The organism is Halomonas sp. 113 (assembly GCF_904067645.1).
GTDB lineage: Bacteria > Pseudomonadota > Gammaproteobacteria > Pseudomonadales > Halomonadaceae > Vreelandella > Vreelandella titanicae.
The window spans coordinates 4,041,540-4,061,291 of the sequence record NZ_LR881453.1; the positions used below are offsets into that span (position 1 = coordinate 4,041,540).

A 19,752-nucleotide genomic window follows, 5' to 3' on the forward strand; every position below is an offset into this window, starting at 1 on the left:
GGTGCACTCAGGCTTCCCATGCTTGTATAGCCGTGAAAACCAGACAGTCGAGGATGAAGGATTTTATAGAATCTGCTGAAGGCCGCCAACAAATCAGGTCATTTCGACTACTCAGATACGATTTGCCAATCTGATAAGAACAGGCAGAAGTGGTCTTGAAAGAAACAGTACGCAGATGCAGAATTTGGGGAATAAAACAAAAAAGGCCACCTTTGAAGGTAGCCTTTTTGAGTCTCTAACATGTTGCTTTTAACCACTTTTCAGTGGTGCCGACACCAGGAGTCGAACCCGGGACCTACTGATTACAAGTCAGTTGCTCTACCAACTGAGCTATGTCGGCGCTTCACGTTTCCTTGAGAACTTGATTGCTTCGCTGTTAGGCTCTGCAATCAACAAGAAATCTTGTTGGCAATGGCTGGGGTACCAGGATTCGAACCTGGGAATGCCGCTACCAAAAAGCGGTGCCTTACCACTTGGCGATACCCCAGCAGTGTGGTGGCCAGAGACGGAATCGAACCGCCGACACGGGGATTTTCAATCCCCTGCTCTACCAACTGAGCTATCTGGCCGCTGCCAACGGTGCGTATTAAACTAAAAACGCCGCTTTCCGTCAACACCTTTGTGAAACTTTCTTGCGATACCGATGCTTAGAGGTCTTTTTTACTACGCCATCTCTGGCTCGGCCTTCGATACACCCATACCTAGAGCCACTGATTACAAGCCAGTTGCTCGACCAAACCACCCGCCACTAGAAGTAGCCTCCTCTCTCTTTATGCCAGCTATTCATGCCTGCGAGGGCGGTACATAGCCTTCGGCTTGGTCGGTTTCCTGGTTGTCCAGGAAGCGCTGCATCTGCTCCATTAGATACGCACGGGATTCGGGGTCGAGCATGTTGAGGTGCTTTTCATTGATCAGGCGGGTTTGCAACGCCTGCCAGGCTTCCCAAGCGGGCTTGGAAACGGTGGCCTGAATCTCCTGCCCCTGCTTACCCGGCAAAGGTGGGAATGGCAGTGCTTCCAACTCTTTTTGGTACTTGCGGCAAAAAACGGTATTGCTCATAACGTGCTCCTGGTTCTGCAACTTCATTCAATGATCTCATCCAATCAGCTAGCAAACGCTTAAGCGTGCCCTGGTGTCGGATTGAGGCTAAAGGGCGTTAGCTGGCTGAGCAGCGCTTTAACGGGAGCAGCAAGGCCCAGTTCAGGCGGATGGTTAACGTCGTACCATACGCCGCTTTCACGAACACCGCCCAGCCTATCGCAGCTCACCGGCTGCGGGGTAATCTCTAAGCGAAAATGGCTGAAGGTGTGGTAAAAGCTAGGCGATGTAGTTCCCCGCTTAGGGTTAACGGCGTTGTCTTCAAGCCAGTCATTGAGCTCGCTGTACTTCTCAAACTGCGGCAAACTCCATAACCCGCCCCACAGACCGCTGGGAGGGCGTTTCTCAAGCCATATCCTGCCTTCCGGGTCACGCAGCATCAGCATGATCGTTTGTCGTGTGGGCAGCGCCTTTTTGGGTTTGGATTCTGGGTAGCGCTTTGGTTCGCCTTGGGCGTAGGCCAAACAGACATCGTTAAATGGGCAGCTAAGGCAGTCCGGTTTGCTGCGTTTACATAGCGTGGCGCCAAAATCCATCATCGCCTGGGTGTAATCCGCCAGGCGCTCTGCTGGGGTGTAATACTCCGCCAGCGCCCACAGCTTTCTCTCCACATCGGGCTTGCCCGGCCAGCCGGGCAGCGCATGCAAACGAGTGAGCGAGCGCTTTACATTGCCATCTAAAATAGCCGCCCGCTGCCCTGTGCTTTGGGCAATGATAGCGCCAGCGGTGGAGCGGCCAATACCAGGCAAAGCGACTAATGCGTCGATACTCTCCGTCGGCAGCTCGCCATTGTGCTCCGCTAACGCAACCTGGGCAGCTTTATGCAAGTTGCGAGCACGGGCATAGTAACCAAGGCCCGTCCAGAGGTGCAGCACTTCATCCTGCGGGGCCTTAGCGAGACTCTCCAGGGTAGGAAAGCGCGCCATAAAACGCTCAAAATAGCCGATAACGGTGGCAACCTGGGTTTGCTGCAGCATGATTTCCGACACCCACACACGGTAGGCGCTACGCGGCGACTGCCACGGTAAGTCGTGACGGCCGTAGCGGTCAAACCAATCCAGTAAGCGTTGTTGGAATTCGTTTGCCGCTAGCCGCGGCGTGGGCATATCTGCCATGCACGCTCCTTAAACAGAAATGGGTATATGAAACAGAAATGGGCAGGCACCAGTGCCAATAAAAAAGCGCCGGCGTTTAGGCCGGCGCAGCACTTACTGTTTCGATAAATGCGTCACTTCACATCCTGCGTCGATGCTCAGTTAAACAGGCTGCGTAGACCATCACGAAGTTCTTGAGCAGCACCTTCGCCAAGGCGTTCATCTAGCTCATCTAAAGAGTCGCCTAGACGCTCCTCCAGCTCTTCATTAACACGATCACCCGCCTCGTTGCGCAGCAGGTCAACCACGGCGGTCTGGAACATCTCACGGTCGAACCGGCACCACTCGGTGCGTTCATCGCCAAGATTACCTTCACAGCGTACGGGCAGCGGCAGTTGTTCTAGGCGCGGGTTAACTTCACAGGCCGCGTCGGCGGTGTCGACCAAGCGGGCATTCGCACGAGTATCAAAGTTCAAGCTGGCAAGATCCAGTTCGCCTTCTCCACGCACATCGATGCCGGGCAGGGTGATCAGCAGGTCGTCACTCTCCACTAAGCCGTTACTGATTTGGAAGGTAGCATCAAAACGCTCAAAGCGAGTATCGGTGTGCCAATCCCGCAAAGTGCCCTGCCCCTCTAACTGGGCAACCAGTTCACACATTTGCTTGGAAATGTTGGTATTTAAAATGGCGCCTTCGTTTAGACGAGCATTAAGCGCGCCATTGAGGTTGCCGATAAGCGCTTCACGGGTATTGCCCTGACTGGTGACATCCCCGGTTAAATTAAAGCGACCGCGCAGTGGTGATGCCTCCTCTTTTTCACTGATCGCTTCAATCAACGGCGCCACCTGAACGTTGTTAATAGTCGGCGATAGCGCCCACTCAAGGATGGAATCCGTAGCATCAACCTGGCCGGTAGCGCTGAGTTCACCCTCATAGAAGCCTGACTCAAACGCCGTTAGCCGATGAACGCCGTCGTCGCCACGCAGTTGCAAGCGTGGATTGTTGAAGGTCAGGCCCGCAAAAATAAGCGTATCCACGCTCAGGTCGCCCTCTAACGCCAGCCCGCTGAGCAACGATTGCGGCACTAATGTGTTGTTTTCCTGAGCAAAGGCTTTGCGTAGCAAGCCGCGACTCGCCTGTTTGGCGGTGGCCTCACCGGGAAGATAGCGATCAAGGTCTAGTTGGTCACCGGCTAAATCGAACGCCAGGCGTGAGCCATTCAGCGCCGCCGTCAGCTCGCCGGTAAAGGTGCTGTCGTCGACGACCAACGAGAGGCTAGGCAAAGAGAATTGCTCGGCATCACCTTCGATAGGACTGGTCATGGCTACATCGCTGAGCGCAGCCTCGCCCGCGGTGGTTAGGGTAACGCCAGCACGGGCAAGCCAGGGGCGTAGCGTAAAGGGGGCAGCGGTTAGCTGACCACGATAACGGGGAGCATCGCGCAACTGCTCAATATTAAGGTGGCCGCTCACCCTTAAGCCATCCGGCCCGGTAAGCTGCAAGTCTTTCAACTGCGCCGTTTGTGCCTGCCAGTCGCCCTCCAGGCCAAAGGCGAGCGCCAACGCCAAGCTGCCCTGCCAGTTATCCGCCTTACGCAGGCCCGTTTCGAGCAGCCCCTCTTTAATGGTGAGCTGCTGCTCGCCCATACGGGCAACCAACTCGGCGGCCTTCAAACTCAGCTGCTGTGGCTCCCTCTCTGCCCCCTTGGTGGTTCGAGTGGTCAGTGCCATATTTTCCAGGGCGAAAAGCTTATCTGCCAACCCAAGCCGCACGCGTGTTTCAAGATTGATATCGCTGGTCAGATCAGGGGCACGCTCCAATACCTCGGCATCGAGCCGGTTATGCTTGGTCAGTGTGAACATAGCCTTCAGCGGAAAGGCGCGCAGCGGGTTAACGTTACTACCCGAGATATTCAGTTGCTGCATACGCCACAGTGCTTGGGTTTGCGCATCGCGGAAGCGAATGTCGGCGTTTTTCACTTCAACGCTGGCAATACTCAACACCACGGCTAAGCTACCGGCGTCCGCATTGGGGCCAGCACTGGCGGGCGCCAGCACCGTTTCAGCCGCGCTTTCATTGTGCTCAGAAAGGCGCTCTAACAAGGGCTCCCAGTTACCCTCACCCTGTTCATCGCGCTCTAAGTTAAGGCGCATACCGTCCAGGGTTAGGCCGTCAACGGCAATTTCCCCGCGCAGTAGCGGGCCGAATGCCACGCTCACCTCGGCGCGGTCAATAGCCGCAAAGGCAGCGCTCTCTTCAGCCTGCTCGGGCAACCAGGCGCGGGCTTTCTCTACACTGACGCCGATACGCGGGTAGAATGACCAGGTAATCGGGCCTTCCAACGCCAAGTTGAGTCCCGTTTGCTCCTCCACGACAGCAGTTAAACGGGGCTTGAAGTCTTCTGGATCCAGAAAGGTGGTCACGTAGACCACGGCGGCGACCGCAACGATGGCGAGAATGCCGACTGCTGCCAGCAAGATACGTAATAGCTGTTTCATTACCCTTTCCCTTGTGGGTCTAACTCAACAAAATCACTGGTGGCGGGCATACCCGCTGCCGGCGTTTCTGGATTGGCCATTGGCCGGTAACCTAGCTTGGAGAGCAGCACGCGGTCGGCCAGTGGTAAAGTGGACGTTTCAATGCGCAGGACACGGCCTTCCTGCTTGGCTTGCTCGCCAAGCAGCGCCATCAAGCGCGAACCGACGCCACGGCGACGGGTGGTTTTGCGCACGCAGAGCTCAGATAGCCACCACGCCCGGTCTGCGCCCTCCTGAACGGCGACGGCCCCCAGCAGCCGATCGTTGAAGAGTGCACAGGCAAAAAAGTGCTGGCCTGCAAAATGTTGCTCAATAAATGGCTCAACCGTTGGGGTGGGCATACGCTCTTGGGGCGCATCCTGATAGATGCGCATAAGATCAAGGCGCACCTGCTCATCGGCTTCCCAACGGGCCTGGTCGACATGGTGCAGTGTCACCGGCATGGTGAAATCCTCTTCGCCAAAGCAGCCTGGCTGCTATTTCTGCCGCAATTGATTGCGGCTACATTTCGCGCATTGTAGCGGATGAGGGCGCCGATTCACTATAATGGTCGCTTCGCCACAGGCCGATCAAATCAGTGGTAAGTTGATGATCGCCACCAGCCATCCCTCAGAGTGCGCTTCAGCGCAGGAGATGCAACATGTCAGCGCGTATTGCCACGGTTAGCCGTGACACCAACGAAACGCAGATCAAGGTCAGCGTCAATCTCGACGGCGAAGGCCATCTTAGCTGCCAAACCGGCGTTCCGTTCCTGGATCATATGCTTGATCAAGTTGCTCGCCACGGGATGATCGATCTCGACATCAATGCCACTGGCGACCTGCATATTGACGACCACCATACCGTAGAAGACCTGGGTATTACGCTAGGCCAAGCTTTTTTTGAAGCAATTGGCGATAAACGCGGTATTTACCGTTATGGTCACGCCTATGTTCCTCTTGATGAAGCACTCTCCCGGGTAGTGATCGACTTTTCCGGTCGGCCAGGTCTGTTTATGGATGTTGAATTCACCCGCGACACTATCGGTAGCCTGGACACTCAGTTGTTCTGGGAGTTTTTCCAAGGCTTTGTCAATCACGCCCGCGTGACGCTGCATATCGACAACATCAAAGGCTTTAATGCTCACCATCAGGCGGAAACGATCTTCAAGGCCTTTGGCAGAGCACTCCGCATGGCCGTGATGGAAGACCCGCGCATGGCAGGCCAAATGCCCTCCACCAAAGGGAGCTTATGATGCTGCGCTGTAGCCTGCGCGATGCCACGGGCTTTGCCGTTAGCCCTATTTTGTCCACTTCTCCAAGGAGCGCTTCATGACCATTGCTGTAATCGACTATGGAATGGGCAATCTTCATTCTGTAGCCAAAGCGCTGGAGCATGTGACCCATGAGAATGTCGTCATTACCCGCGACCCGCGCCGTATCCTCGGCGCAACGCGTTTAGTGCTACCGGGCCAAGGGGCCATTCGCGACTGCGTTGGCGAACTTGAGCGCACCGAGTTACGCGGGTTGGTGGAGGATATCTTAACCCGCCAGGCCAAACCGCTGCTGGGTATCTGCGTGGGCCAGCAGATGCTACTGGAGCGCAGCGAAGAGAATGGCGGCGTAGAGTGCCTGGGGTTCTTTAAAGGCAGTGTAGATCGTTTCCCTGGCGATATGCGCGACGCCCACGAGCAGCGCTTGAAAGTACCGCACATGGGCTGGAACGTGGTAGAGCAGCACCATGAACACCCACTCTGGGCAGGTATTGATAATCACGAACACTTCTACTTCGTGCATAGCTACTACGTTAATGCCGATGAAGATGCACAAGTATTTGGTACGACCCAATACGGCAAGGTAACCGCCCACGTGGCCATTGGCCGTGACGCGACCTTCGCGGTGCAGTTTCACCCCGAAAAAAGCTCTCGCGCGGGCCTTCGCCTGCTTGAAAACTTTGTCACCTGGACGCCCTGAGAGGATTTTGTATGTTGGTAATTCCCGCTATTGATCTCAAAGACGGCCAGTGTGTTCGATTGAAGCAGGGCCGCATGGAAGACGCGACGTCTTACGGCGATGACCCGGTGGCCATGGCGGCGCGCTGGGTAGAGGCTGGCGCCCGTCGCCTGCACCTGGTGGACTTGAACGGCGCCTTTGAAGGCAAACCAGTGAACGGTGACGCCGTGACGGCTATCGCCCGCGCTTACCCGGATCTGCCGATTCAAATTGGTGGCGGCATTCGCAGTGCGGAAACCATCGAGCACTACTTAAGCGCCGGTGTCTCTTATGTGATTATCGGCACCAAGGCAGTTAAAGAACCCGCTTTTGTGGGCGAGATGTGCCGCGCTTTTCCCGGCCATGTGATCGTTGGACTTGATGCCAAAGATGGCTATGTCGCCACCGACGGCTGGGCAGAGGTCTCCACGGTAAAAGCCACTGAGCTTGCCAAGCGTTTCGCCAACGACGGCGTCTCCAGCATTGTCTACACCGACATTGCCCGCGACGGCATGATGCAAGGCGTCAATGTGGAAGCCACCGCGGCGCTTGCTCGCGAAGGCGGTTTGCCGGTGATTGCCTCCGGTGGAGTGACCAACCTGGACGATATCAAAGCACTCTGCGAGGTTGCTGATAGCGGTATCCTGGGCGCTATTACCGGTCGGGCAATTTACGAAGGCAGCCTGGATGTTGCCGAAGCTCAGCGGCTGAGCGACCAACTGACGGGAGGCAGTTCATGAGCCTTACCAAACGCATTATCCCCTGCCTGGACGTAGACGCCGGGCGCGTGGTCAAAGGCGTTAATTTTGTCGGTATTCGCGATGCCGGTGATCCGGTGGAGATTGCCCAGCGCTATAACCAGCAGGGCGCCGATGAAATCACCTTTCTCGACATTACCGCTAGCCACGAAGACCGCGACACGACGGTGGAGATGGTTGAACGCATTGCTGGCGAAGTGTTTATTCCGCTAACCGTCGGCGGCGGCATTCGCAGCTGTGACGACATTCGCACTATGCTGAACGCCGGGGCAGACAAAGTCTCGATCAACACCGCGGCGGTCAACAACCCTGAGTTTGTGCGCGAAGCCGCCGAGCGTTTTGGTAGCCAGTGCATTGTGGTGGCCATTGACGCCAAGCGGGTCTCTGAAGAGGGTGAAACGCCCCGCTGGGAGATTTTCACTCACGGCGGCCGCCGCCCAACAGGCCTTGACGCCGTTGAATGGGCGAAGAAGATGGTTGAGTTCGGGGCGGGCGAACTACTGCTCACCAGCATGGATCGCGACGGCACCAAGATTGGCTTTGACCTGGGCGTGACCCACGCGATTTCCGAAGCGGTGAGCGTTCCGGTGATAGCCTCAGGCGGTGTGGGCAACCTGGATCACCTGGTGGATGGCGTACTCAAAGGTGGTGCCGATGCAGTGCTGGCCGCCAGTATTTTCCATTTTGGCGAATACACCATCCCTGAAGCTAAGCGCTATATGGCCGAACGCGGTATCGAAATGCGGCTTTAAAATGCCCTCTATCAACCAGGAGCTTCGAATGTTTCGCTCACATCCATGGATGGGATGGCTAGCAGGCTTGCTGTTTAGTATGCCTGCTACCGCATTCTCGCTACCTGATTGGCCACCGTCGTTGGAGTGGGATCACACCCTGGTGCAAACCAGCCTTTATACCCGCCACTTCAGCCCCGACCCGGAACACACTAACCAACAAGACCTGGTTAGCATTGAACTGCATAATCCGAATCACTGGTTAGCGGGCGGGGCTTGGTTCAAAAACTCCTTCGATCAGCCCTCTTGGTACTTCTATGCGGGGCGGGAGTTCCCTCTTTGGCAAACCGATCAGGGGATAAACGTGCGCGCCAAACTCACTGGCGGACTCCTGCGCGGCTATAAAGGCGAGTATCGCGACAAAATTCCGCTCAATCACTTGGAAATCGCCCCGGCCGCACTCCCCAGTATCGGCGTGCAATGGGGCCGGTTTGAATCAGACCTGATCATTTTCGGCACCGCAGGCATGATGATAACCGCAGGGGTGCGCTTTTAGTCGCTACTCCTCAACGTCGTCTAGCGATAAACCCAGATTGCTGATGCCACCATTGCGACCTAATTCACGCACCTCTTTCAGCGACGCCTTATCCAGCGGTTCGCTGACGGCTTCCAATACGGCATCCTGAAAATCGTTTTCGTCGTCCATCAACGGATGGTCGCGAATAATCAGCGCTAGCTTCTGCGCGTCAACCTCGCCTTCAGTAAGCTCTATAAAAGCGCGTACGCCCGCTCGGGATGTGCGGCTAACATCCAGCACGGCCTCTGGGGAGTCGCCTTGCAGGGTGTCCAGCAGCGCTGAGACCGACACTACTGCATCCAGGGCGCGCCGGGCACCAAAGCTGTCATCCTCTTCGGGCGGCTCACACTCGGCTAGCTTTTCCGCTTGGCGGGCAAAGTCGATACTGGCATTGGGCACATTAAGCCGCTCCCAGACCAAACTCAGCACGGTGCCTAGCGTATGGCTATCACCCTGGCCGGTGGTTTGCTGATAAAGCATATAGTTAGGCAGCAAACGCTCACACAACGCCGCCATGAAGGCTTGCTGGGCAGGTAGTGGGAGTTCTTGTAACCGTTGGTAAAAGCCCTGAGGTTTCGACACCATACTGATTTCCTGGATCGCTTGACGTGGGATATTGGTGAAAGTTATCGGGTACGTTATCGTCTCTCTACGCTTGGGGCGATCCCCAGCGCTTTGATGATTGTACGGCCGGCGAGGAGATTACCATGCATATTCATCTGCTACAGCACGGCCCTGACCATGGCCCCGCCCGTTTAACCGATTGGCTAACCAGTATGGGCCATAGTTACACCGTTTTTCATCTCTACGCAGGCGAGCTAACGCCCCGCCCAAACGAGTCTGATGCACTGATTATACTTGATGGCCCAGAAGAGCTACTCAGCCATCCACCGGCGTGGTTTAAAGCCGAAGATAAGCTCATCAACCGCTATTTGGATGGCCAAAAACCGCTGTTGGGTATTGGCGTAGGCGCCCACTGGATAGCCCAGGCACTGGGCTCGGTGGTAGCGCCTGGTACCTATACTGAAACAGGCTGGCATACAGTCACCCTAGCGCCGGAAAGCTTGCTGGATTTACCCGAAACATTCAGCGCTTTTATGTGGCATCGCTATGTCTTCAGTTTACCCGACGATGCGCTGCCCCTAGGCGGTAGCGAAGCTGCACCGCTGCAAGGGTTTGCATGGGACAGAGGTCGTGTCATCGGCCTGCTGTGCCACCTAGAAGCCACTGCGGCTAGCGTGAAACAGCTACTGGGCACAGCCGAGTGGCCTGAAGCGTCACCTTCCACTACCCGCTATGTTCAGGATGCGGCCCAAATATTAGAAGACCCCAACCGCTTTATTCACCTCGCGCCACAGCTCGACCGACTGATGACCCAGTGGCTTAAAGCAGCGTAACAGTACAAGCTATAAGGCCGTCAGCGGTTCCACTGCCTGGCGGCCTCTAGGCAGCTATCCCAATCGCCCACATGAATCTCTGGCGGCGCAGCGTCGCGCTGCTTCTCTAAATGGTAGCGGTAGAGCGGGTCGTAGTACTCGGTGAGCAGCGGCGCAAGCCAGGCTTCATGGGATTGGGGGTTGCCCTGGGCATGCTCTTTGAATGCCAGCGCCTGCAGCCGCTGTAAGCGCTGAAGGCGCGCGTTACCCAAGCGTTTTCCTAGTCGGATAAGGGAATTACTTAACTGCGCCTGCATTATTTGCCAGCCCTGGTAGGCCCCATGACGAGCGGCATAGGCCTGCTCCAGGTCGATAATATAGTCCTGCTGAATCTGAGCAAGGCGCCAATCCAGCGGCATTTCGATACGCACCCGCGGCGCTTGCTGCTGCGCCCGCCAGAAGTTCAAGGGAATATTGGCGTTGCCAATCTGACGGGACTCATCTTCGATGACCAGCCCTTCCATCAGCCCGATTAGCCGCTTGGCCAGCGCATGCTCAAAGTTGATTTGAGTAGCAGGCTCTTCAGGTCTGCGTCCAAAAGCAGAACCTTTGTGGTGCGCATAAGCTTCCAGGTCGACGCCATTATCGAGCTGATTAATCAGCGCTGTTTTTGCACACCCGGTGAGCCCGGCAACAACCAGCATTGGCTGAAGCGCGGCCGTATCAATGCGCTCACAGAGCGCTTGGCGCATAGCCTTCCAGCCACCCTCCAGCCGTGGCCTTGAGATATCGGCCTCTTCCAGCCACTGCTGAGCAATTTGCGAGCGCAGTCCACCGCGAAAGCAGTAAATCAATGCATCTGGGTATTCGGCTAAGTACTTCTGCCACGCTGCGACCCGAGCCTGCTTGACCTCGCCGCTGACTAAACGCTCACCTAGTTCAATCGCCGCGGCTTGACCATGCTTCTTATAAGCGATGCCCACCTGATGACGCTCGTCATCGACCATTAAGGGCAAATTGACGGCACCGGGCAGCGCGCCCTGGGCAAACTCCACCGGGGCGCGCACATCTATTAGCGGTCGCTCTTCTCTAATTAAACCCAATACCGCCGGTGTGGTGGCTGGAGTTGTGGCCAGTATCACCCGACCACCTCGATGGAGGCTTTACCCTGGCGCGCCTTCATGACGCCGAATGACTGTAACGACAGGCCGAATTCGCGACCAATACGCTCAACGTCATCCTCCCAGGCGGGGTCAACGCTGAGCAGCAGGCCGCCGGAAGTCTGGGGGTCACATAACCACTGCCAGTGGGCTTCATCCATGGCCGGCAGGCTCTCCCCCAGCGCATCACGATTGCGCAGCGTACCACCAGGCACAGCGCCTTGGCGGCGGTAGGACTCTGCCTCGGCCAAACGAGGCAACTTACGGAAATCAATCTGGGCCATGACGTTACTGGCCTGGCACATTTCAGCAAGGTGGCCCGCCAATCCGAAGCCAGTGACATCAGTCATGGCGTTCACCCCTTTCACATCGGCAAGCTTCACACCAATGCTATTGGGCTTGAGCATCGTTTCACGGGCAAGACCATGGTGGCCCATTTCCAGCAAGCCACGTTTCTCTGCTGTGGTTAGCATGCCCACGCCTAACGGCTTGGTTAAAAACAGTAGATCACCCGGCTTGGCGGTGCTGTTTAGCTTGAGCTTATCCAGGTCGACTAAGCCGTTTACCGCGAGTCCGAAAATCGGCTCGGGCGCATCAATGGAGTGACCGCCCGCCAGGGCAACGCCTAATTCGCGACATACCGCCTGGGTGCCGGCCATTACGTCACCAGCCACTTCAGCGCTTAGCTTATCCAGCGGCCAGCCGAGAATACCTAACGCCATCACCGGCGTGCCGCCCATGGCGTAAACATCGCTGATGGCATTGGTCGCCGCGATACGGCCAAAATCGAAGGGGTCGTCGACAATGGGCATAAAGAAATCCGTAGTGGCAATCATGCCCCGCCCATCGCCCAGATCGTAGACAGCCGCATCTTCTCGTCCCTGATTGCCGACGATAAGCCGCTTATGGCCCGCCGCTGGCCCCGCCTTGGCAAGAATGCCATCCAGCACGTCCGGGGCGATTTTGCAGCCACAGCCCGCGCCGTGGCTATATTGGGTCAAGCGAATCGAACTCATCGTGTCTCTCCTTGGCACTTGGGGAATATCATCAGTTTAACCCAGTATCGTCCAGGCTACAGGGCGTCCAGCGCATCGCTGAGTTTATCAACAGCGATCACTTCCATACCCTTAGGCGCCTGCTTGGGTGCGTTAGCGCGCGGTACAATGGCGCGGAGAAAACCGTGCTTGGCCGCTTCGGCAATGCGTTCTTGGCCGCTGGGCACCGGGCGTATCTCGCCCGATAATCCAACCTCACCAAACACCACTAGCTCTTTGGGTAGCGCGCGATTTTGCAGGCTAGAGACCACAGCTAGCAGCACCGCCAGATCGGCGCTGGTTTCGAGCACTTTGACACCGCCGACGACATTCAAGAACACATCCTGGTCACCGGTAAACAACCCACCGTGGCGGTTAAGTACTGCCAGCAGCATGGCTAGGCGGTTTTGATCAACGCCGACGGCGACACGGCGAGGGTTGCCCAGCGCGGACTCATCCACCAGCGCCTGTACCTCTACCAGAATCGGCCGTGTGCCTTCCCAGACCACCATGACTAAACTACCTGGCGCCTGCTCCTCCTGGCGAGAAAGAAAGATCGCGCTGGGGTTTTTAACTTCTTTAAGGCCCTGTTCAAGCATGGCGAAAACACCTAGTTCGTTGACGGCGCCAAAGCGGTTCTTCTGTCCCCTCAGGGTGCGAAAGCGTGAGTCGGCGCCCCCCTCTAATAGCAGCGAGGCATCAATCATATGCTCAAGCACTTTAGGGCCCGCCAGCGAACCGTCCTTAGTGACGTGGCCTACCAGTAGCAAAACCGTATTAGTCTTTTTGGCGAAGCGCGTTAGCGCCGCGGCTGACTCGCGCACCTGGGCAACGCCACCGGGTGCAGAACTGATATCTTCCAGATGCATGGTTTGGATGGAGTCAATCACCAGAATCTCTGGCTTCTCCCGCTCAGACACCGCCAAGATGGTTTCCACGCTGGTCTCGGCCAACATTTTCAAGCCATTGGTAGGCAACTGTAGGCGGTGCGCACGCATCGCTACCTGGGAGAGCGACTCCTCACCGGTTACATAGAGGATACGCCGCTGCTGGGCCAACTTGCAGGCCGTTTGCAATAGCAGGGTCGATTTACCCGCGCCAGGATTGCCACCCAAAAGCACCGCCGAGCCGGGCACAAGCCCACCGCCCAGCACGCGATCAAACTCTGCGAAAGTGGAGCTCATGCGGGGTACTTCGCTAAGATCCACATTGCCCAGGTCGATCACTTCGCGTGACAGATCACCCGCGTAACCAGATCGACCGGGGGCTGCGCCGCCGCCAGGGCGAGCGCTCGCCAAGTGCACTTCACTAAGCGTGTTCCACTCTTGGCAACTGCTACATTGCCCCTGCCACTTACGGTATTCGGCGCCGCACTCGGTACACACAAAGGCGCTTTTGGCTTTGGCCACTGCCATTACACTCCTACTGTTGCTGTCACTAAGTGGCAACTTACGCTTGGCTGCCGCTAGTATTCATCACTTACTGTCGCGTACTTTATATTCATGAGTGCCAGCAAACACAAAAGGCGGCCAGTGGCCGCCTTTTGTACTACTGGCTAACGTCTTATTGACGCTTTAGCTGCAGCATTTCACCATTTTCAAAGCGGCGACGCTCTGGGTCAATCAACTCCAACGTGCTCTCATCAATACGCATGAAGTAGTAGATTTGACCATCGCCATCTGGCGTCAGTTCGTAAACAGTGGCGTCCGGATCGGAAGGCGTACCGGTTAGCACTTCCCAGTTACCCGCGTAGTTTTCATCCGGCGGTGTTTGAGGGTGGTTACGGTAAGAAGCGTTCAGTGTGAAGGTACGCTCTTCAGCCGCGCTCATCTCTTCACCCACCATCGTGACATCCAGATCGATACCATCGCAATTGCGGCAAGGTAATGAACCTTGGTAATTTTGCTGTGCGGCAACTGCCTCTTCTTGCTGCTGCTCCATGGGGCTGCTTGCACAGCCAGCCAGCAGTGCCAACATGGCCGAACCGGCCAGCAAACTCTTAAGTTGCATAGAGTGTCTCCTTAATCTCGTGTTGGACATCACATTTATTTACGCGCACTTATGACAGCATAACCGCTACAAGGTGCGACGCACACCCCTAGCGATGCGAATGCTTGCGCTAAGTTAGCCTTCAAGCGACCATGGTGTACCTTGCTAGGATAATCAGGTTACCCACATGAGCCAATACTGGAGTCCGGCCGTTCGCGAACTTACGCCTTACGTGCCCGGCGAGCAGCCACGCGAGCAGCTTGTAAAGCTCAATACCAATGAAAACCCTTACCCACCTGCCCCAGGCGTCGGTGAGGCACTGCGCGAGTACGCGACCGATCATCTACGCCTCTACCCTGACCCAACCTCTGCAGCGCTGCGTGAAGCGTTAGCGGAGACGTTTCAGGTAGCGAGTAGCCAAGTGTTTGTCGGTAATGGTTCCGATGAGGTGCTAGCGTTTGCCTTTCAGGCATTTTTCCGCCATGGCGCACCACTAGACGTACCCACGATCACCTATAGCTTCTACCCCGTGTACGCCAATCTTTATGGCGTTGAGCTGCGAAAGCATCCGCTCAATAAGCAGTGGGAAGTCGATATTGATGCGCTTGGAGCGGATACTAGCCGCAGCGGCGTTATTTTCGCTAACCCCAACGCCCCTACTGGCCACGCGCATTCGCTTGCGACTATCGAGGCGCTGTTAAAGCGCGTCACTGATCGAGTAGTGCTTGTGGACGAGGCGTATGTCGATTTCGGCGCAGAGAGTGCTGTTGCGCTGATTGATCACTACCCTAACCTTCTCGTCACCGGTACGTTTTCTAAATCACGCAGTTTGGCAGGCTTGCGGCTAGGCTATGCGGTGGGCTCAGAGGAGTTGATCGATGGCCTGCTGCGGGTAAAAGACTCTTTTAACTCTTACCCTGTAGATAGTTTGGCAAGCTTAGTAGGCATCGCCGCACTCAAAGATATCGACCATTTTGAAGCCTGCCGCAAGCGTGTTATTACCACCCGTGAACGCACTCGCCGGCGCCTTGAAGCCTTGGGCTTTGAAGTGTTGCCCTCTAAGGCTAACTTTGTGCTCGCCCAGCACCCTGATTACGAAGGCGCGCAGCTATTTGCTGGCCTACGTGAGCGAGGCATTCTGGTGCGCCATTTTAATACCTCAGACCTCAACAACTTCCTACGCATCACCATCGGCACCGATGATGAGATGGATAGCCTGATTGAAGCGTTAGAAATGCTTCTCTAGTGAAGGGTGAGGTGTGAGGTGTGAGGCGTGAGGCGTGAGGCGTGAGGCGTGAGGCGTGAGGCGTGAGGCGTGAGGTGTGAGGTGTGAGGCGTGAGGCGTGAGGCGTGAGGAAGTGCCTGACGATGACCTACTCTCGCATGGGGAGACCCCACACTACCATCGGCGCTAAGCGGTTTCACTTCTGAGTTCGGCAAGGGATCAGGTGGTTCACGCGTGCTATGGTCGTCAGGCGTAACTGTTAATGTACATCATGCTGACGAGCAGGCTTTCTAGCGTTGCTTGCTAATTGTGTGCATCTCATCGCCTGTCGCCCTGGCGTTATGTCGCTTGGGCCACACGCTGCGTATCCGGCTTTTTAATGCTTCGTCATCATCGCGACCAGACCCCTTGGGTGTTATAGGGTCAAGCCTCACGGGCCATTAGTACACGTTAGCTCAACGCCTTGCAGCGCTTCCACACCGTGCCTATCAACCAGCTGGTCTCGCTGGGCCCTTCAGGAGGCTCTAGGCCTCAGGGATGTCTCATCTTGAAGGGGGCTTCCCGCTTAGATGCTTTCAGCGGNGCCTTATCGCAGGCTACCACGTCTTTCATCGCCTCTGGCTGCCTAGGCATCCACCGTGTGCGCTTCATTGCTTGACCCTATAACCCGAAGGAGTCTGGACTCGCAATGATCACGTTTCATTTTGCCGGATACGCTTGAGACGTATCACAATTTAAGAAGCACTTCTTGCGAAGTGTTCTTGTCAGCATGATATACATTGTTAAAGAGCGACTGCTATAAGCAGTGATAAGCGTTCTTTCATATTAAAAAAGAAAAAGACCTTTAAGACCTTAAAAGCTATTTTTTCTTTTTAACGTGAAAAAAACAGAGCCACTTATCACTGCGTATCAACAGTATTCTGATCAGGTAATTCATTGTGGACGCTTACTGACTGTGACGCATCGTTTAAGGAGGTGATCCAGCCGCAGGTTCCCCTACGGCTACCTTGTTACGACTTCACCCCAGTCATGAACCACACCGTGGTCGTCATCATCGCGACCAGACCCCTTGGGTGTTATAGGGTCAAGCCTCACGGGCCATTAGTACACGTTAGCTCAACGCCTTGCAGCGCTTCCACACCGTGCCTATCAACCAGCTGGTCTCGCTGGGCCCTTCAGGAGGCTCTAGGCCTCAGGGATGTCTCATCTTGAAGGGGGCTTCCCGCTTAGATGCTTTCAGCGGTTATCCCGTCCGACCATAGCTACCCGGCAATGCCACTGGCGTGACAACCGGAACACCAGAGGGTCGTCCACTCCGGTCCTCTCGTACTAGGAGCAGCCCTTCTCAAACATCCAACGCCCACGGCAGATAGGGACCGAACTGTCTCACGACGTTCTAAACCCAGCTCGCGTACCACTTTAAATGGCGAACAGCCATACCCTTGGGACCGACTTCAGCCCCAGGATGTGATGAGCCGACATCGAGGTGCCAAACACCGCCGTCGATGTGAACTCTTGGGCGGTATCAGCCTGTTATCCCCGGAGTACCTTTTATCCGTTGAGCGATGGCCCTTCCATACAGAACCACCGGATCACTAGAACCTGCTTTCGCACCTGCTCGACGTGTCTGTCTCGCAGTCAAGCACCCTTATGCTCTTGCACTCAATGCACGATGTCCGACCGTGCTGAGGGTACCTTCGTGCTCCTCCGTTACTCTTTAGGAGGAGACCGCCCCAGTCAAACTACCCACCACACACTGTCCTCGATCCGGATAACGGACCTGAGTGAGAACGCCAATGATGCCAGGCTGGTATTTCAAGGTTGGCTCCCTCCGAACTGGCGTCCAGAGTTCAAAGCCTCCCAGCTATCCTACACAGGCAACATCAGCGTCCAGTGTGAAGCTATAGTAAAGGTTCACGGGGTCTTTCCGTCTAGCCGCGGGTACACCGCATCTTCACGGCGATTTCAATTTCACTGAGTCTCGGGTGGAGACAGCGTGGCCATCATTACGCCATTCGTGCAGGTCGGAACTTACCCGACAAGGAATTTCGCTACCTTAGGACCGTTATAGTTACGGCCGCCGTTTACCGGGGCTTCAATCAAGAGCTTCGCCTTGCGGCTAACACCATCATTTAACCTTCCGGCACCGGGCAGGCGTCACACCCTATACGTCCGCTTGCGCGTTAGCAGAGTGCTGTGTTTTTAATAAACAGTTGCAGCCACCTGGTATCTTCGACCGGTTCGGGCTAGGAGAGCAAGTCTCTTCACCCTATGCCGGCGTGCCTTCTCCCGAAGTTACGGCACCATTTTGCCTAGTTCCTTCACCCGAGTTCTCTCAAGCGCCTTGGGATTCTCACCCTGACCACCTGTGTCGGTTTGGGGTACGGTCGCACATGATCTGAAGCTTAGAGGCTTTTCCTGGAAGCGTGGCATCAGTGACTTCCTGACCGTGGTCAGTTCGTCTCGTGTCTCGGCTTTAAGACCCCGGATTTACCTAAGGTCTCGGCCTACTCACTTTCACCAGGACTACCAACGCCTGGCTCACCTAGCCTTCTTCGTCCCCCCATCGCAACCATGTCCGGTACGGGAATATTGACCCGTTTCCCATCGACTACGCCTTTCGGCCTCGCCTTAGGGGCCGACTCACTCTGCTCCGATTAGCGTCGAACAGAAACCCTTGGTCTTCCGGCGAGGGCGTTTTTCACGCCCTTTATCGTTACTCATGTCAGCATTCGCACTCGTGATACCTCCAGCGAACTTCTCAATTCACCTTCATTGGCTTACACGACGCTCCTCTACCGCTCATCCAGAGGATGAACCCGTAGCTTCGGTACCTGGTTTAGCCCCGTTACATCTTCCGCGCAGGCCGACTCGACTAGTGAGCTATTACGCTTTCTTTAAAGGATGGCTGCTTCTAAGCCAACCTCCTAGCTGTCTGAGCCTTCCCACATCGTTTCCCACTTAACCAGGATTTCGGGACCTTAGCTGACGGTCTGGGTTGTTTCCCTTTTCACGACGGACGTTAGCACCCGCCGTGTGTCTCCCACGCGCTACTCACCGGTATTCGGAGTTTGCCTCGGGTTGGTAAGTCGGGATGACCCCCTAGCCGAAACAGTGCTCTACCCCCGGCGGTACTACGTGAGGCGCTACCTAAATAGCTTTCGAGGAGAACCAGCTATCTCCGAGCTTGATTAGCCTTTCACTCCGATCCACAAGTCATCCAAATCTTTTTCAACAGATCCTGGTTCGGGCCTCCAATTGATGTTACTCAATCTTCACCCTGCTCATGGATAGATCGCTCGGTTTCGGGTCTATATCCAGCGACTGTGTCGCCCAGTTAAGACTCGGTTTCCCTACGGCTCCCCTATACGGTTAACCTCGCCACTGAATATAAGTCGCTGACCCATTATACAAAAGGTACGCAGTCACAGAACAAGTCTGCTCCTACTGCTTGTACGCACACGGTTTCAGGATCTATTTCACTCCCCTCTCCGGGGTTCTTTTCGCCTTTCCCTCACGGTACTGGTTCACTATCGGTCAGCCAGGAGTATTTAGCCTTGGAGGATGGTCCCCCCGTCTTCAGTCAAGGTTTCTCGTGCCCCGACCTACTCGATTTCACATGATCAGATTTTCGACTACGGGGCTATCACCCGCTACGGCCACGCTTCCCAGCGTGTTCGCCTAATCAGTCTCATGCTTAAGGGCTGGTCCCCGTTCGCTCGCCGCTACTAGGGGAATCTCGGTTGATTTCTTTTCCTCAGGGTACTTAGATGTTTCAGTTCCCCTGGTTCGCCTCGTACACCTATGTATTCAGTGCACGATACTCATCTTGTGATGAGTGGGTTTCCCCATTCAGAAATGCCCGGGTCACAGGTTGTTGCCACCTCACCGAGCCTTATCGCAGGCTACCACGTCTTTCATCGCCTCTGGCTGCCTAGGCATCCACCGTGTGCGCTTCATTGCTTGACCCTATAACCCGAAGGAGTCTGGACTCGCAATGATCACGTTTCATTTTGCCGGATACGCTTGAGACGTATCACAATTTAAGAAGCACTTCTTGCGAAGTGTTCTTGTCAGCATGATATACATTGTTAAAGAGCGACTGCTATAAGCAGTGATAAGCGTTCTTTCATATTAAAAAAGAAAAAGACCTTTAAGACCTTAAAAGCTATTTTTTCTTTTTAACGTGAAAAAAACAGAGCC

At 55.5% G+C, this 19,752-nt stretch carries 16 protein-coding genes, 3 tRNA genes and 2 rRNA genes; 7 read left to right on the top strand and 14 right to left on the bottom strand.

Annotated features, from left to right (window positions below; genetic code table 11):
- Window positions 1-264 precede the first annotated feature (264 nt).
- From YERSI8AC_RS19105 to YERSI8AC_RS19135, 7 genes are all read right to left on the bottom strand, one after another.
- Window positions 265-340, bottom strand: a tRNA-Thr gene (locus YERSI8AC_RS19105).
- Window positions 341-412: 72 nt separating this feature from the next.
- Window positions 413-487 (bottom strand) — tRNA-Gln (locus YERSI8AC_RS19110).
- A gap of 6 nt (window positions 488-493) precedes the next feature.
- Window positions 494-569, bottom strand: a tRNA-Phe gene (locus YERSI8AC_RS19115).
- A 214-nt stretch (window positions 570-783) separates the two neighbouring features.
- Window positions 784-1,059 carry an oxidative damage protection protein gene (locus YERSI8AC_RS19120; RefSeq protein ID WP_022522039.1) on the bottom strand — a complete coding sequence of 92 codons (276 nt, stop codon included), beginning with the start codon at window positions 1,057-1,059 and terminating at the stop codon, window positions 784-786.
- 59 nt (window positions 1,060-1,118) lie between these two features.
- Window positions 1,119-2,213 carry an A/G-specific adenine glycosylase gene (gene mutY, locus YERSI8AC_RS19125; protein WP_022522038.1) on the bottom strand — a complete coding sequence of 365 codons (1,095 nt, stop codon included), beginning with the start codon at window positions 2,211-2,213 and terminating at the stop codon, window positions 1,119-1,121.
- Window positions 2,214-2,350: 137 nt separating this feature from the next.
- Window positions 2,351-4,690: an AsmA family protein gene (locus tag YERSI8AC_RS19130; protein ID WP_138799835.1), complete on the bottom strand. Its 2,340-nt coding sequence runs from the start codon at window positions 4,688-4,690 to the stop codon at window positions 2,351-2,353.
- Entirely contained in the window at window positions 4,690-5,172 is a 483-nt protein-coding gene (locus YERSI8AC_RS19135; RefSeq protein WP_009288590.1) for a GNAT family N-acetyltransferase, read from the bottom strand. Before YERSI8AC_RS19135 ends, YERSI8AC_RS19130 begins: the two co-directional genes overlap by 1 nt.
- Window positions 5,173-5,369: 197 nt before the next feature.
- On the opposite strand from YERSI8AC_RS19135, the gene hisB reads away from it, so the two are divergent.
- The 5 genes from hisB to YERSI8AC_RS19160 all read left to right on the top strand — a co-directional run bounded on the left by hisB (window position 5,370) and on the right by YERSI8AC_RS19160 (window position 8,744).
- A complete protein-coding gene (gene hisB, locus YERSI8AC_RS19140; protein ID WP_027958866.1) occupies window positions 5,370-5,963 on the top strand; it encodes an imidazoleglycerol-phosphate dehydratase HisB in 594 nt (197 codons plus the stop codon).
- Between the two features lie 76 nt (window positions 5,964-6,039).
- Window positions 6,040-6,681: an imidazole glycerol phosphate synthase subunit HisH gene (gene hisH / locus YERSI8AC_RS19145; RefSeq protein ID WP_022522036.1), complete on the top strand. Its 642-nt coding sequence runs from the start codon at window positions 6,040-6,042 to the stop codon at window positions 6,679-6,681.
- An 11-nt stretch (window positions 6,682-6,692) separates the two neighbouring features.
- Window positions 6,693-7,439, top strand: a complete 747-nt coding sequence (hisA, locus tag YERSI8AC_RS19150) for a 1-(5-phosphoribosyl)-5-[(5-phosphoribosylamino)methylideneamino]imidazole-4-carboxamide isomerase (RefSeq protein WP_022522035.1) — start codon at window positions 6,693-6,695, stop codon at window positions 7,437-7,439.
- On the top strand, window positions 7,436-8,209 hold the full coding sequence (hisF, locus tag YERSI8AC_RS19155; protein ID WP_022522034.1) for an imidazole glycerol phosphate synthase subunit HisF: 774 nt from the start codon (window positions 7,436-7,438) through the stop codon (window positions 8,207-8,209). Before hisA ends, hisF begins: the two co-directional genes overlap by 4 nt.
- Before the next feature lie 28 nt (window positions 8,210-8,237).
- Complete coding sequence (locus tag YERSI8AC_RS19160; RefSeq protein ID WP_022522033.1) at window positions 8,238-8,744, top strand: hypothetical protein; 507 nt, start codon at window positions 8,238-8,240, stop codon at window positions 8,742-8,744.
- Window positions 8,745-8,747: 3 nt separating this feature from the next.
- Here the strand turns inward: YERSI8AC_RS19160 and YERSI8AC_RS19165 are convergent, their stop codons facing one another.
- Window positions 8,748-9,350, bottom strand: coding sequence for a YjaG family protein (locus YERSI8AC_RS19165; protein WP_022522032.1), 603 nt, complete (start codon window positions 9,348-9,350; stop codon window positions 8,748-8,750).
- A 122-nt stretch (window positions 9,351-9,472) separates the two neighbouring features.
- On the opposite strand from YERSI8AC_RS19165, the gene YERSI8AC_RS19170 reads away from it, so the two are divergent.
- Window positions 9,473-10,162 (top strand): type 1 glutamine amidotransferase, encoded by a 690-nt coding sequence (locus tag YERSI8AC_RS19170; protein WP_022522031.1) that lies wholly within the window; start codon window positions 9,473-9,475, stop codon window positions 10,160-10,162.
- Between the two features lie 20 nt (window positions 10,163-10,182).
- On the opposite strand, the gene mnmH is transcribed toward YERSI8AC_RS19170, so the two are convergent.
- The 4 genes from mnmH to YERSI8AC_RS19190 form a co-directional block, all read right to left on the bottom strand.
- On the bottom strand, window positions 10,183-11,283 hold the full coding sequence (gene mnmH, locus YERSI8AC_RS19175; protein WP_022522030.1) for a tRNA 2-selenouridine(34) synthase MnmH: 1,101 nt from the start codon (window positions 11,281-11,283) through the stop codon (window positions 10,183-10,185).
- The gene (selD, locus tag YERSI8AC_RS19180) at window positions 11,280-12,317 is read right to left on the bottom strand and encodes a selenide, water dikinase SelD (protein WP_159177319.1); all 1,038 of its coding nucleotides are present in this window, start codon (window positions 12,315-12,317) and stop codon (window positions 11,280-11,282) included. The genes mnmH and selD overlap by 4 nt, the downstream gene beginning before the upstream one ends.
- Before the next feature lie 56 nt (window positions 12,318-12,373).
- Complete coding sequence (gene radA, locus YERSI8AC_RS19185) at window positions 12,374-13,744, bottom strand: DNA repair protein RadA (RefSeq protein ID WP_053857190.1); 1,371 nt, start codon at window positions 13,742-13,744, stop codon at window positions 12,374-12,376.
- A 154-nt stretch (window positions 13,745-13,898) separates the two neighbouring features.
- On the bottom strand, window positions 13,899-14,345 hold the full coding sequence (locus tag YERSI8AC_RS19190; RefSeq protein ID WP_159177320.1) for a copper resistance protein NlpE N-terminal domain-containing protein: 447 nt from the start codon (window positions 14,343-14,345) through the stop codon (window positions 13,899-13,901).
- A 166-nt stretch (window positions 14,346-14,511) separates the two neighbouring features.
- Between YERSI8AC_RS19190 and hisC the strand changes: the two genes are divergently transcribed.
- On the top strand, window positions 14,512-15,570 hold the full coding sequence (hisC, locus tag YERSI8AC_RS19195) for a histidinol-phosphate transaminase (RefSeq protein WP_159177321.1): 1,059 nt from the start codon (window positions 14,512-14,514) through the stop codon (window positions 15,568-15,570).
- 114 nt (window positions 15,571-15,684) lie between these two features.
- Here the strand turns inward: hisC and rrf are convergent.
- Window positions 15,685-15,800, bottom strand: a 5S ribosomal RNA gene (rrf, locus tag YERSI8AC_RS19200).
- 829 nt (window positions 15,801-16,629) lie between these two features.
- Window positions 16,630-19,518, bottom strand: a 23S ribosomal RNA gene (locus YERSI8AC_RS19205).
- Between the last annotated feature and the right edge of the window lie 234 nt (window positions 19,519-19,752).

Excerpts from the sequence above, each read along its gene's own strand:
- YERSI8AC_RS19120 (WP_022522039.1), bottom strand. The coding sequence starts at position 1,059 with ATGAGCAATACCGTTTTTTGCCGCAAGTACCAAAAAGAGTTGGAAGCA.
- mutY (WP_022522038.1), bottom strand. The coding sequence starts at position 2,213 with ATGGCAGATATGCCCACGCCGCGGCTAGCGGCAAACGAATTCCAACAA.
- YERSI8AC_RS19130 (WP_138799835.1), bottom strand. The coding sequence starts at position 4,690 with ATGAAACAGCTATTACGTATCTTGCTGGCAGCAGTCGGCATTCTCGCC.
- YERSI8AC_RS19135 (WP_009288590.1), bottom strand. The coding sequence starts at position 5,172 with ATGCCGGTGACACTGCACCATGTCGACCAGGCCCGTTGGGAAGCCGAT.
- hisB (WP_027958866.1), top strand. The coding sequence starts at position 5,370 with ATGTCAGCGCGTATTGCCACGGTTAGCCGTGACACCAACGAAACGCAG.
- hisH (WP_022522036.1), top strand. The coding sequence starts at position 6,040 with ATGACCATTGCTGTAATCGACTATGGAATGGGCAATCTTCATTCTGTA.
- hisA (WP_022522035.1), top strand. The coding sequence starts at position 6,693 with ATGTTGGTAATTCCCGCTATTGATCTCAAAGACGGCCAGTGTGTTCGA.
- hisF (WP_022522034.1), top strand. The coding sequence starts at position 7,436 with ATGAGCCTTACCAAACGCATTATCCCCTGCCTGGACGTAGACGCCGGG.
- YERSI8AC_RS19160 (WP_022522033.1), top strand. The coding sequence starts at position 8,238 with ATGTTTCGCTCACATCCATGGATGGGATGGCTAGCAGGCTTGCTGTTT.
- YERSI8AC_RS19165 (WP_022522032.1), bottom strand. The coding sequence starts at position 9,350 with ATGGTGTCGAAACCTCAGGGCTTTTACCAACGGTTACAAGAACTCCCA.
- YERSI8AC_RS19170 (WP_022522031.1), top strand. The coding sequence starts at position 9,473 with ATGCATATTCATCTGCTACAGCACGGCCCTGACCATGGCCCCGCCCGT.
- selD (WP_159177319.1), bottom strand. The coding sequence starts at position 12,317 with ATGAGTTCGATTCGCTTGACCCAATATAGCCACGGCGCGGGCTGTGGC.
- YERSI8AC_RS19190 (WP_159177320.1), bottom strand. The coding sequence starts at position 14,345 with ATGCAACTTAAGAGTTTGCTGGCCGGTTCGGCCATGTTGGCACTGCTG.
- hisC (WP_159177321.1), top strand. The coding sequence starts at position 14,512 with ATGAGCCAATACTGGAGTCCGGCCGTTCGCGAACTTACGCCTTACGTG.